We start from the raw sequence: 12,618 nt of genomic DNA on the forward strand, positions 1-12,618 counted from the left end.
ATGAACCAATCCAACCAGACGCAAACCAAAACCAAGGTGTCGATCATTGGCGGAAGCGGCTTTTTATCGGCCGAACTGCTTCGTAACCTGCTGTCTCGCGATGATGTGGAGATGCTCCGCGTGTCGAGTAAAGACCATATCGGGCAGAATATCGGCCAAGTACACCGAAGCTTTTATGGGCTTAGTGACTTGGTGCTGGAGGACATTCCACCGATTGAAGCGGTCGACGGCGCGGACATTGTGTTTCTGGCCATGCCGCACATCATTACCGCCAAGGTGGCAATGGAACTGTTTGACACCGATGTACGAATCATCGACTTGTCCGGTGATTTTCGTTTGCAACAACTCGACGACTACACACGCGTTTATGCGCCGGAGCATCCGTGTCCGGAACGTTTGGGCACCTTTGTATACGGTATGCCTGAGCTGTATGCCGAGCAGATTCGAACCGCGAAGCACGTGGCCAACCCTGGCTGTTTTGCCACCTGTATTGCGGCCTCCTTGTTACCCATGGCGGCGGCAGGGCAGCTTTCCGGGCACACTGTGCGCCTAGTTGCACTTACTGGGTCCAGTGGCTCGGGTGTGCATCCGCAGGTCGGTAATCACCACACCATTCGCAGTAATAATCTCAAGGCGTATAAGGTTTTTAATCATCAACACACACCTGAGATTCTACAAACCTTGCGCGCGGCCGGCGGTGATCAGGTATCGCTGGATTTCGTGCCGGTATCGGCACCCTTGTCACGCGGGATGATGTCGATTGCCCAACTGGATGCGCCGGATGACGTATCTGAAGACGAACTGCGTGCCCAGTACCAGGAATACTTTAAGGACTTTCCGCTAATTTCCGTGCTACCAAAAGGAATGACGCCGGAAGTCGTCTCTGTGAAAAACACACTGCGCATTGAAATTGGTTTGGATATTAAAACGGATGAGGTTTCAGGCAAGCGCACCGTGTGTGCAATTGCGGTGTTGGACAATCTCATCAAAGGCGGGGCGGGCCAGGCCATGCAAAACTTTAACTTGATGACCGGCCATCACAACGCTTATCAATTGCAAAATCCAGGTATGTGGCCGTAAGCGAGACGCAAGGTATGACAGCGAAGCAAGAACAAACCGCAGTAATTAAAGTTGGCGGCGACATGCTGGCCACGCCTGAAGATCGTCGGGCACTTGCGCAAAACGTCGGCGATCTGATTCGGGCCGGCTGGCGGTGTGTCATCCTGCATGGCGGCGGTCCGCAATTAAACCGTCTGCAAACGGTATACGGCCTGACGCCGAACAAAGTTGAAGGGCGGCGGATTACCAGTGCTGAAGACTTGCAGGTGGTGAAGCAGGCCTTATGTGGTGAGGTGAACGTTGACCTGGTCGCCAGTCTATTGGCAGGCGGCGTGCCCGCCTTTGGTTGTCATGGGGCATCCGGGCAGTTAATTCAGGCCCAAAAACGCCCGCCAATGGATTTTGGTGCCCGTGGCATCATTGATCTGGGTGAAGTCGGTGACGTTACGGATGTGAATGTACATGCCATCGAGTGCTTGCTGAACGGTGGTTTTGTGCCGGTGATCGCGTCGCTTGGGGTTGATGTTGACGGTCGCGTTTTTAATATCAATGCAGATACCACGGTGGCGGCCATTGCGCGCGCAATGCAGGCCGACTTGTTGCTGCTTAGCACGCGGGTCGGCGGCGTGTTCGCTGATATCACTGATCCCGCGAGTCGCATTAAATCGATGACCGCGGCGGAGTCAGAAGCCCTGATACAACAGGGTGTTATCACTGATGGAATGATTCCTAAACTGCGTGAATCGTTTGCATTGCTGGATCATGGTGTGGGCACAATCGCGATTGGCAACGCCGCATCACAAGGGGCATTTCTGGCGTTGGCGACCGGCTCAGACCGCGCCGGGACTCGTTTAATCACCGGCTGAATACACCTTATTCGCGCCGTTTACACAATTTGTCATCGTAGCTGTGTAGAATTCATGCTCCCATACTACAACTATAAGCACGGTGGAGAAGGATGGATAATCAGTTTTCTGCAGCGGACCTCGAGTTTCAGCAAGAGGTTCGCGCGTTTTTTAAGCAGGCATTTACCGATGATCTGCGAACCGCACTGGATGACGGTACCGACATTAAAGGTACCATGGAAGCCTGGCAAAAAAAGCTCTATGAAAAAGGCTGGGTAGCACCGGATTGGCCCGTCGAATATGGTGGTACTGGCTGGACGCCAGTACAGAAGTTTATCTTTGAGACCGAACGCAGTCGCGCCGGGGCACCGGAAGTCGTGCCGTTCGGTCTTAGAATGGTGGCCCCGGTTATTTTCACATTTGGCTCTGATGAGCAAAAAGAAACATTTCTGCCGCGCATTCTGCGCAGTGATGACTGGTGGTGCCAAGGCTACTCCGAGCCTGGTGCTGGTTCCGATCTGGCTGCACTACAAACACGTGCCACCTTGGATGGCGACCATTACGTTGTCAATGGCGCCAAGATATGGACGACGTACGCACAGCACGCCGACTGGATTTTTTGTCTGGTGCGTACTGGTACCTTCGACAAACGTCAGCAGGGCATCAGCTTTCTGCTCATCGATATGAAGTCCGAAGGGATCACCGTGAATCCGATTCACAGTATCGATAATTATCACAGTTTGAATGAAGTGGTATTCGACAACGTTCGCGTGCCGGTCGCGAATCGCGTGGGCAACGAGCATCAAGGTTGGACCTACGCCAAGGCGTTGCTGGCGCATGAACGCACGTCCATTGCAGCGGTAGCAGAAAGTCGTCGTGGGCTAAGCCAGATTGTGGAGCTGGCGGAGAAACAAACTAATGCCAATGGGCGTTTGATTGATGACCCTGTGTTTCAGACCCAGGTGTCGGATATCGAGATCGAATTAATGGCGCTGGAGTATATGGACCTGCGTGTGCTGGCGTCTTTATCAGCCGGTGACACACCGGGGCCGGAAGCATCACTGCTCAAAATTAAAGGCACTGAAATTCAACAAGCGATTCAGGAGCTGCGGATGCAAACCATTGGCGCGTACGCTGGTGCTTTGAAACAAGACAGTTTTCAAAATGAGTTACACCGATTAGGCTCGAACGCACGACGTTCATATATGTACGGTCGTGCTGCCACCATTTATGGCGGTTCGAATGAAGTGCAACGTAATGTGATCGCGAAAGCGGTCCTGGGTCTATAGGGAGGCGTTATGAATCTTGAATACAGTGAAGAGCAGGTTTTATTGCGTGACAGTATCGTCCGTTGGGCACAGGATAATTACAGCTTTGATCAGCGTCGAGCGTCGACCGAGAAAACCGAAGGTTTTGAACCAAAACATTGGCAGACTTTTGCCGACTTGGGTTGGTTGTCGATCCCATTCGCCGAAGACTTCGGTGGTTATGGGGGCAGCATTATTGATGTGGCTGCCATCATGCAAGAACTCGGGCGAGCCCTAGTGGTTGAGCCAGTCGTGCCAAACGTCGTCATGTTTGGTGGCCTGTTAGAGGCTAGTAGCGCAACGGATAAAGCCGAGATACTTGGTGAACTGATCGGTGGCAGTTTGATGGGCGCCGTGGCGTTGTATGAGCAACAATCACGCTTTGATGTGGTGAACGTGGCAACCACGGCCACCGCTGACGGTGATGCATATCGGTTGAATGGCACCAAGGTGTGTGTCTTGGCTGCGCCGTCGTCATCCAAGCTGTTGGTCCTTGCGCGAACCAGTGGTGAACAAACCGAGCGTGATGGCTTGAGTGTGTTTTTACTTGATACGCAAGCGGATGGTGTGACGCGACAAGGCTACCCATTGATGGATGGTCAGCAAGCGGCGGATATTACGTTTACGGATGCGCGAGCAGAGTTGGTATCTGAATTGGGTCAGGGTTTGAGCTTAGTCGAAGACATGCTGACGCGTACGCACGTGGCCTTGTCGGCAGAAGCCGTCGGCATCATGGAAAAATTGAACCAAACCACGGTGGCTTACACCAAAACGCGTAAACAGTTCGGTGTGCCAATTTCGTCGTTTCAGGCTTTGCAGCACCGTATGGTGGACACGTTTATGGCCTTTGAACAGGCCAAATCGCTGTTGGTTGGCACGCTGTGTGAACTCACCGATGAGGCGTCTTCCGAGCACGATAAAGCCAAGATGGTGGCCGGACTTAGAACCATGATTGCTAAGAACGGTAAGTTGATCGGCGACGAGGCGATCCAATTGCATGGTGGGATGGGACTGACCGACGAGCTTGACGTGGGCCACTACGTGAAACGTCTGATGATGATCAATTTAATGTTCGGAGACCGCGCTTTCTTCCAAAACCAGTTTAACAAGCTGGCTTACGCTGTATGAAGCAGATTGACGACATACGACAGATCATGGTGGCTGGCGGTGGTACGCTGGGGCTGCGGATTGCCTTGCGCTGTGCACTGGACGGTTACCATGTGACGTTGTTTGATCTACAGGAGTCTCAACTCGAAACCGCTAAGCAGCAGCATGCCAGACTAGTTCATGGCTTGCTGCGAGACGAGCAGGTATCCAATGCTCAGGCTGGGCGAGTTGCCACCCATTTGCAGATGACAACTGACTTATCCGAGGCGGTGAAGGAGACTGATTTGGTAATTGAATCGATTACCGAAGATGTGCCGATCAAAAACGCGTTCTTTACGGATGTGTGTCCTTTACTATCACCAGATGTTCTGCTTGCCACCAACACCTCGTTTTTACTGCCATCACAATTTTTAAGCGCGGTTGATCGACCCGCTCAGTTCTGCGCATTTCATTTTCACGATGTGTTTAATCAAACCGTGGTCGATGTCATGCCGCACAGCGAGACGGATCCGGATTATGTTGCGTTACTGATGGAGTTTGGCCGACGTATCCATCAAATCCCGGTTCATGTGCAACAAGAGACGCCGGGCTATTTGTTCAATGCCATGCTGTTTACTATTATGCAGCAAGCCACACAGTTGCTGACTAGCGGTGCGGGTTCGATTCAAGATATTGACCGCTCATTCATGGGCAATTTTAAAACCCCAGCCGGGCCATTTGGTATGCTGGACCAGATTGGTTTGGACACGGCACTGCATATTGCGCACAACCGGCCAGAACTCACCGGCGACCACTTTGTGACCCTGTTGCAATCGTATGTCGACAAAGGACATTTGGGGTTTAAATCTGGACAGGGGTTTTACCGTTATCCTAAGCCGGAATTCGCGCAGCCTGGTTTCCTCGCTGCCCACTCTGGCGATTAACCGAATAGAGAGAAATATTATGAAAAGTGCTGTTATTGTTTCCACCGCCAGAACACCTATTGGTAAGGCGTATCGAGGTGGTTTTAATGATTTGAATACTGCAACACTGGGTGCGGCAGCGGTCAGCGAAGCCGTTAAGCGTGCAGGCGTTGAAGGCGCCGAAGTGGAAGACGTCATCATGGGTGCGGCACTCCAGCAGGGTGCGTCTGGGCAAAATATTGCGCGCCAAATTGCTTTGCGTGCCGGTTTGCCGGTCAGCGTGGCAGGCATGACGATTGACCGTCAGTGTTCTTCGGGCTTGATGGCGGTAGCCACCGCGGCCAAACAGATCATGGTAGACGGCATGTCGGTGGTTGTGGGCGGTGGTGTGGAAAGCATTAGTTTGACCCAGAACGACAAGATGAATATGTACCGTGCCGCCGATAAAGAACTGCTCGCCATGCATCCGCATATTTACATGCCGATGTTGCAAACTGCCGAAGTGGTGGCTAAGCGGTACGGCATTAGTCGCGATGCCATGGACGAGTACGGTTTGCAATCACAGCAACGTACCGCGGCTGCCTACGAGGCCGGACATTATGACGCGGAGCTGGTGTCGGTGGATTGCACGAAACTGGTTTACGACAAAGAAACCAAAGAGGCTAGTCCAGAAGCAGTGACGGTGTCACGCGATGAAGGCCTACGCGCCACCACCGCGGAAGGTCTGGCCAATTTAAAAACCGTAGTCGATGGTGGCACGATTACCGCTGGCAACGCATCGCAGTTGTCGGACGGCGCAGCGGCGCAGGTGGTGATGGACGAGAAGTTGGCAGAACAACGTGGTCTGGAACCGTTGGGTGTTTATCGCGGCATGGCGGTGGCTGGTTGTGAACCGGATGAAATGGGCATCGGGCCTGTATATGCGATCCCTAAATTACTAAAACAACATGGTTTGTCGATTGACGATATTGGTCTGTGGGAATTGAATGAAGCGTTCGCGGTGCAGGTGCTGTACTGTCGTGATCACTTGGGCATTGATAATGACAAACTGAATGTCAACGGTGGCGCGATCTCGATCGGTCACCCATACGGCATGAGCGGTTCTCGTATGGTCGGTCATGCCTTGATCGAAGGTAAGCGTCGAGGTGTAAAATACGTGGTCGTAACCATGTGTATTGGTGGTGGCATGGGCGCGGCTGGATTATTTGAGGTTGTTTAGCCATGCGTGACAGGTATCAACTTTACGGTGTGGAATGTTCTCTGTACTCGGGCAAGGCGCGTTCTTACTTACGTAAAAAAGGCATTCCATTTGATGAGGTGCTTGCCACCATCAGTGTGTACAAGAAATTTATCATACCACGCACGGGTGTGCAGTTCGTGCCGGTGGTGCAATCCCCAGAAGATGATGTCTGGCAGGACACCACGGAGATTATTGACCAACTGGAAGCACGATTCCCGGAGCACTCCGTTTACCCGTCAAGTCCCAAGCAGCACTTAGTGGCGTTGCTACTGGAAACTTACGCTGACGAGTGGCTAGTGATTCCAGCCATGCATTATCGGTGGAATTACCCCGCCACCAACAGTCGATTTATTTACGGCGAGTTCGGCAGCATTGTGATGCCGAATGCGCCCGGCTTTGTCCGCCGCTACTTAGGTAAGAAAGCGGGAGCGCGCTTTAAAGGCGCAGTACCTAAACTTGGAATCAATGAACACAATATCAATGCCATTGAAAAATCTTACGTAAGCCTGTTAGGTGATCTGCAAGCGCATTTTGAACAGCATGACTTTGTATTCGGGAGTAAGCCGAGTTTGGCGGACTTTGGGTTGATTGGGCCGCTGTACGCGCATCTATATCGAGACCCAGCACCGGGCAAGCTGATGCGCAAAAAAGCGCCGGCACTGTGTGATTGGGTACGACGCATGATCAGTGATGAGGCCAGTATGGAAGCAGGCGAGTGGCTAGCAGATGACCAGGTCCCCGAGACCTTGCTGCCGGTGCTAAAGCGGATGAGCCGTGAACAACTTCCGGTGATTGCTGATACCGACCGTCTATTAGCCGAGTGGCGCACTCAGAACCCGGAGAAAAGCGCCATCGAACGGATGATTGGCTCACACGAATTCAATGTGGAAGGCGTGACTGCGGAGCGTGTGGTGCTGCCGTATGTATTATGGATGTTTCAGCGCGCTGTTGATTACTATGACGGTTTGAGTGATACCACCGAGGTGGATGCTCTATTGCAGGAAGCTGGTTTTGGCGATGCACTGCAACGCGGGTTGACGCATCGAGTAACGCGCGTAAATAACCGACTGCAGTTTGCCGCTGAATCTTAAACCTTCCCGGCCAGAAAGTCTGCCGTGTGTTCATTGGCAGGGTAAAACGTTTCGACCCGAAGCTCATCTGCGGTGATGTCCTGTGCGGTACCAAAGGTGGAAATAACGGAACACAGGCTCAGGTGTAATCCGTTTACATTCAGCTCAATGGGAATGATCGGCAGCAGTGGTTCCAAGGTTGGCACGTCACTTTGCGGCAGATAGGCACTGAGTTGCTCGAGCCGGCGCATAATTCTTTCGTCGCAGCTGTCTAACGCTTCTTTCTGTAACCGTTGTGCGAATTGAATCGCCACATCGTCCCAGTTTTGGACAAATTGTTTAAACCCGTGCGGATGCACCGTCAACAAAGCGATGTTGCGCTCCCCAGTATCGCCAACCGCTTGCCAAAGTGCTTCGGCGCCACCAACCATGTCAAACATTCTGTCGGCAGCGTAATTCTGCTGTTGGATATTCCAATACCGGTCGAGAACGAACGCAGGGTAGGGCTCGTGGTGTTTTAGAATTTCGGCTAACACCGTTTTGATTGATGCCATGGCCGGGTCGTCCAACTGTTGTTCGCGATACACATCCGCGAATCCGGCGGCATTGAGCAAGGTATTACGCTCACGAAGGGGGACTTCCATGGCCGCCGAAAGACGCAGAACCATCTCGCGACTGGGTTTGCTGCGACCGGTTTCCAACCAGCTTACATGGCGTTGCGACACGTCCGCTGCCAAGGCAAGTTCCAGCTGCGACAATTTCCGGTTCTTACGCCATGCTTTGAGCGACTGGGTAAATTTACTGGTTTCCGGCTCCATCGTGATACCTCATTGGTATTGACCGTGTAGCGGTAAAGGTAACAACTGGGGACTGCTGATCGCAATAACCTGCCAGGTAATTGTCACCATTCTGCCGTCGCGGCATGCTGATGACCTTTCAACGTTAATGAGGGTTTTACTATGTCTGGTATGTTGTCGCGTCGAGCACTGGCAGTGCTATTACTCATCCCGTTCTCTGCACTGAGTCTGTATGCGCTGATGCAGGCCGGTTATGCGGGTATTTGGCGGTATCAGTTTCAGTCCGCAGCTGGTTGGCAGGTTATCGCTGATCTGGTGGTTGCATGCGTTTTGATATTGGTTTGGCTGATTCCGGATGCCAAGCGCAAAGGTGTTACGGTTTGGCCATTCCTCATTCTAACGGCCACGCTGGGTTCGTTTGGTCCATTATTTTACTTGTTGATTCATGGTGGTCAGGAGCGCGCATTTTGATGTCGCGGAGTAACGAGTTTGCGGTAGTCGTCTTGTTGTTGTCGTCCTGGTACACGCTTTGCGGGTATTGGGTGCGCTCGGTGCGAGCCAGCGACGCAAGCTCTATGCGGTGCAAGCGGATGATTCGGCGATATTGTTGTTGCTACAGCAGCGTGCGACATTGTTTGCTGTGTTGGCAGCGGTGATGTTCTATTGCGCATTGACACCCGGCCTGCGCGTTCCAGGCTTGCTGGTTGCACTGCTCTGTACGGCTTCGTTTGTCGTGCTCGCTCTGAGCGGCGGTGATGAGATGCGTCACGCGCTTCAACGCGTGTTCTGGGTTGATGTGGTCTTGATGGGCCGTCGGCCAGTGTTTTGCTGATGGTCACTGTGAGTGGTTTTTTCAGCACTAAGGCGTAACTAGTTTGTGTTCGAATTCTAAGTATACTTGAGTTCTATAATAATGAGAGGAGACACACGACATGCACCAAGCTGAGAAAGACATCCGAACCCAACTCGCCGCGTGTTATCGAATATTTGATTACATGGGCTGGAGTGAGTTGATCTATAACCACATCACCGTCAAGGTACCGGGCGAAGAGGGACATTTTTTGATCAATCCCTATGGCCTACACTACAAGGAGGTCACGGCATCGAATCTGGTGAAAGTGGATATTAATGGCAATGTGGTGGAAGACACGGACTACGCGGTGAATCCAGCCGGTATGTTGATTCACAGCGCGATTCACGGTGCCCGTGACGATGCACACTGTATTGGTCATATTCATTCCACCGCAGGGATGACGGTTGCTTGCCAGCAAGACGGTTTGCGCATCGACAATTTTTACTCAGTGCTGTTGCACAAACGCGTGGCGTATCATGATTTTCATGGCATTACCGTGATGGATGGCGAAAAAGAAGAATTGATCGCCAGTCTGGGGGATAAGAACTTCTTGATTTTACGTAGCCACGGCTTGTTGACCTGTGGTCGCACGATTCAAGAAATGTTCTTGAATATGACTCTATTACAGCGCTCTTGTGAGATCCAGGTCTCAGTCGATCAGACTGGACGTCGCATCGTGCCAGTGGCTGAATCGATTGGCGAGATGACCGGTCAGTTACTAAAAATGCAGATGCAAGCCAGTGGTGGTGAGCCAGATGGTGGCTTGGAGTTTGCTGCGTTGCAGCGACTGGTTGACCGTGAAGACGATTCGTATCGCGACCTGTAATCGGCGTGACAGTGTTTAGTTCCGAAAACCGCCAGTAATGTTTGGTTCATGGTCTAGAATGAGATCATGAGCCAAATCCAAGACACCGCTACCCAGGCACGTTATGCCATTGCACGCCGAGCGCGTGATGCGCGCTTTGACGGCGAATTTTTTATTGCAGTAAAAACTACTGGAATTTACTGTCGACCAATCTGCCCAGCGACACCACCGCTGGAGCGCAATGTTCACTACTACGCGACGGCCATCTCCGCGGCCGAAGCTGGATTTCGTCCATGCCTGCGCTGTAGACCAGACAGTGCTCCGCATTCGTTCGCCTGGTTGGGTACCGATACCAGTTTTCATCGCGCTTTGGGTTTAATCAACGACGGTGCACTGCAAGACGGTTCTGTCGCCGATCTGGCTGCTCGACTTGGCGTGTCCGACCGTTACCTGCGTCAACTGTTCAACGAAAAATTGGGCACGTCACCGAAACGTTACGCGATCTATCAGCAATGCCTTTTTGCTAAAAAGCTGCTGCATGAAACATCGTTACCCATCATCGACATTGCCTTTGCGGCGGGTTTTCACAGCGTGCGCCGTTTCAATGAAGCCATGCAAGCAGAATTGGGCCTGCCGCCAAGTAAAATTCGTCAGCCAAATTCACCGCGCCATGCTGCGGTGACCTTGAAGGTGCATTACCGACCGCCTTATGATTGGTCCGCTCTGCAGCATTTTCTGAGCTTGCGGGCGATTGACGGATTGGAGGTCGTGAGTGCATCGGAGTATGGGCGGAGCTTTGAGCTCGGAGAAGCTCGAGGTTATTTCAAGGTGCGTCCGCAGATTGAAAAGCATTGTTTCGATGTGGATATTCACGTCAACGACACTCGTCAATTGAATAAAGTGGTGCAGCAGGTACGAGCAATGCTGGACGCCGATGCGCCGATTAGTGTCATCGACCAACACTTGATAACACAACTCAGCGATGCGCTGAGCTATCAACCGGGTTTGCGGATTCCTGGAATTTGGAGCGTTTTCGAAGCTGGTGTTCGAGCGGTACTGGGGCAGCAAGTGTGCGTGTCAGCAGCGCATAAGTTGGTTACTACACTGGTGCATAACTTGGGTGCACCGGCTGAGTTTGATGGATTTTCTGGTCAGTTTTACTTCCCCACGCCGGAGTCCGTGCTCAAGAGCGATTTGGCTTTTTTGAGGATGCCCGGTTCGCGTAAAACGACATTGCATGCGCTGGCCCGGTATTGCATCGATGCCGACAATCCGGATGACGTTGATGCCTGGCAGTCAATCAAGGGCATCGGTCCGTGGACCATTAACTATGTCAAACTGCGTGCCTGTCGTAATCCCGATATTTGGTTGGCGGGCGATGCGGGTTTGCGTAATGCGCTGGCATCTATTGACTCGAGTGTTGATTTGGATGCCGCGCGGCCCTGGCGCAGTTACCTGACCTTTCAATTATGGCACCACCTCACCAACTGACTGATCTAACCCAACTGAGAACCAAATAATGCATTTTCATGACACGCTTGAAACACCGCTTGGACAAATTTTGCTCGCTGCAACGGCACAGGGCTTGAGTTCAGTGGTGTTCACTGAACGCGTACCGGACGGGCGACCGAACACCATAACCGACCGAGCAAAAAGACAACTTCGGGCCTATTTTGACGGCGACGTTCGTGACTTTAGCGTGCCTCTGGATGTGGCTGGCACCGCATTCCAAAAGCAGGTTTGGCGCGCACTGGCCACGATAGAGTATGGGCGCACTTGCGCGTATCGCGACATCGCCGAGCAGATTGGGAACCCGAAGGCGGTACGCGCAGTTGGGTTGGCTAATGGTAAGAACCCAGTGGCAATTATTGTGCCGTGTCACCGTGTGATTGGTGCTGACGGTAGTCTAACGGGTTACGCGTCCGGTGTGGACCGCAAAGCGTGGTTACTCAAGCATGAGCAGGCGCAGTGATGCGCTTCTCTCTGTCGAGTGGTTCACTTATACTGTTGTGACTATCATCAACATGGAATGACTATGACTGTACCTAATGATTCAAACCCCTATGCCATCACGCCTAAGGCCGACCTTCAACCTGACGGCGGTGCAGGTGTCAACCTGCGGTACGCTGGATTCTGGATTCGCGTGGCGGCGTCCATTATCGATACGATTGCCATGATGATCATCGTGTTTCCGTTGTTGTTTATGATTTACGGCGGGGACTTGTTGGCACAAGGCAATATGTCCAATGGCTTTTGGGATGTCATCATCAGCTACGTACTGCCAGCCGTCTTGTCGATTACACTTTGGGTGGTATTCGGTGGCACTCCAGGTAAGCGTCTGCTTGGATTACGCATTGTGAACGAAAAGACCTTACAGCATCTCAGTTGGCCGGTAGCTTTGGTTCGTTATCTGGGGTATTACCTGAGTATGCTGGTGTTATTCTTAGGGTTTTTCTGGGTGGCATTCGACCGCAAGAAGAAGGGTTGGCATGATCATCTTGCCGGCAGCATCGTGATTTACGACTGAGCTTAAACATATCGCGGTTTTATTAGTAAGGGCAGTCATGAAGGTGGCTGTCCTTTTTTGCTTTACAGCTGCTCAACAACGTGTTTCATGCCTATATGATCAGGGT

Annotated in this window: 14 protein-coding genes; 13 read left to right on the forward strand and 1 reads right to left on the reverse strand. The window is 52.2% G+C overall.

Features of this window, described 5'->3' with window-relative positions; all coding sequences use genetic code 11:
- The 7 genes from argC to IE055_RS01990 all read left to right on the forward strand — a co-directional run bounded on the left by argC (window position 1) and on the right by IE055_RS01990 (window position 7,551).
- Window positions 1-1,080 carry an N-acetyl-gamma-glutamyl-phosphate reductase gene (gene argC / locus IE055_RS01960; RefSeq protein WP_189398322.1) on the forward strand — a complete coding sequence of 360 codons (1,080 nt, stop codon included), beginning with the start codon at window positions 1-3 and terminating at the stop codon, window positions 1,078-1,080.
- Window positions 1,081-1,094: 14 nt separating this feature from the next.
- Window positions 1,095-1,925: an acetylglutamate kinase gene (gene argB, locus IE055_RS01965; RefSeq protein ID WP_189398323.1), complete on the forward strand. Its 831-nt coding sequence runs from the start codon at window positions 1,095-1,097 to the stop codon at window positions 1,923-1,925.
- A 92-nt stretch (window positions 1,926-2,017) separates the two neighbouring features.
- Window positions 2,018-3,193 carry an acyl-CoA dehydrogenase family protein gene (locus tag IE055_RS01970; protein WP_189398324.1) on the forward strand — a complete coding sequence of 392 codons (1,176 nt, stop codon included), beginning with the start codon at window positions 2,018-2,020 and terminating at the stop codon, window positions 3,191-3,193.
- A 9-nt stretch (window positions 3,194-3,202) separates the two neighbouring features.
- Entirely contained in the window at window positions 3,203-4,339 is a 1,137-nt protein-coding gene (locus IE055_RS01975) for an acyl-CoA dehydrogenase family protein (protein ID WP_189398325.1), read from the forward strand.
- Window positions 4,336-5,241, forward strand: coding sequence for a 3-hydroxyacyl-CoA dehydrogenase NAD-binding domain-containing protein (locus IE055_RS01980; RefSeq protein ID WP_189398326.1), 906 nt, complete (start codon window positions 4,336-4,338; stop codon window positions 5,239-5,241). Before IE055_RS01975 ends, IE055_RS01980 begins: the two co-directional genes overlap by 4 nt.
- Before the next feature lie 19 nt (window positions 5,242-5,260).
- Complete coding sequence (locus IE055_RS01985) at window positions 5,261-6,439, forward strand: acetyl-CoA C-acyltransferase (protein ID WP_189398327.1); 1,179 nt, start codon at window positions 5,261-5,263, stop codon at window positions 6,437-6,439.
- 2 nt (window positions 6,440-6,441) lie between these two features.
- Window positions 6,442-7,551, forward strand: a complete 1,110-nt coding sequence (locus tag IE055_RS01990; protein WP_189398328.1) for a glutathione S-transferase family protein — start codon at window positions 6,442-6,444, stop codon at window positions 7,549-7,551.
- Here the strand turns inward: IE055_RS01990 and IE055_RS01995 are convergent.
- Window positions 7,548-8,348: a helix-turn-helix domain-containing protein gene (locus IE055_RS01995; protein WP_189398329.1), complete on the reverse strand. Its 801-nt coding sequence runs from the start codon at window positions 8,346-8,348 to the stop codon at window positions 7,548-7,550. The two genes, IE055_RS01990 and IE055_RS01995, sit on opposite strands and share 4 nt — an antisense overlap.
- Before the next feature lie 141 nt (window positions 8,349-8,489).
- Here IE055_RS01995 and IE055_RS02000 point away from each other — a divergent pair, with 141 nt between their 5' ends.
- The 6 genes from IE055_RS02000 (at window position 8,490) to IE055_RS02025 (ending at window position 12,512) form a co-directional block, all read left to right on the forward strand.
- Complete coding sequence (locus IE055_RS02000) at window positions 8,490-8,798, forward strand: DUF2834 domain-containing protein (protein WP_229794074.1); 309 nt, start codon at window positions 8,490-8,492, stop codon at window positions 8,796-8,798.
- A 58-nt stretch (window positions 8,799-8,856) separates the two neighbouring features.
- A complete protein-coding gene (locus IE055_RS02005) occupies window positions 8,857-9,159 on the forward strand; it encodes a hypothetical protein (protein ID WP_189398330.1) in 303 nt (100 codons plus the stop codon).
- A 100-nt stretch (window positions 9,160-9,259) separates the two neighbouring features.
- Window positions 9,260-10,006, forward strand: coding sequence for a class II aldolase/adducin family protein (locus tag IE055_RS02010; RefSeq protein ID WP_189398331.1), 747 nt, complete (start codon window positions 9,260-9,262; stop codon window positions 10,004-10,006).
- A 66-nt stretch (window positions 10,007-10,072) separates the two neighbouring features.
- Window positions 10,073-11,476, forward strand: a complete 1,404-nt coding sequence (locus IE055_RS02015; protein ID WP_189398332.1) for a DNA-3-methyladenine glycosylase 2 family protein — start codon at window positions 10,073-10,075, stop codon at window positions 11,474-11,476.
- 28 nt (window positions 11,477-11,504) lie between these two features.
- On the forward strand, window positions 11,505-11,957 hold the full coding sequence (locus IE055_RS02020; protein WP_229794075.1) for a methylated-DNA--[protein]-cysteine S-methyltransferase: 453 nt from the start codon (window positions 11,505-11,507) through the stop codon (window positions 11,955-11,957).
- A 63-nt stretch (window positions 11,958-12,020) separates the two neighbouring features.
- Window positions 12,021-12,512 carry an RDD family protein gene (locus IE055_RS02025; RefSeq protein WP_189398333.1) on the forward strand — a complete coding sequence of 164 codons (492 nt, stop codon included), beginning with the start codon at window positions 12,021-12,023 and terminating at the stop codon, window positions 12,510-12,512.
- Window positions 12,513-12,618: the final 106 nt, after the last annotated feature.

This window comes from Arenicella chitinivorans, from assembly GCF_014651515.1.
Lineage (GTDB): Bacteria > Pseudomonadota > Gammaproteobacteria > Arenicellales > Arenicellaceae > Arenicella > Arenicella chitinivorans.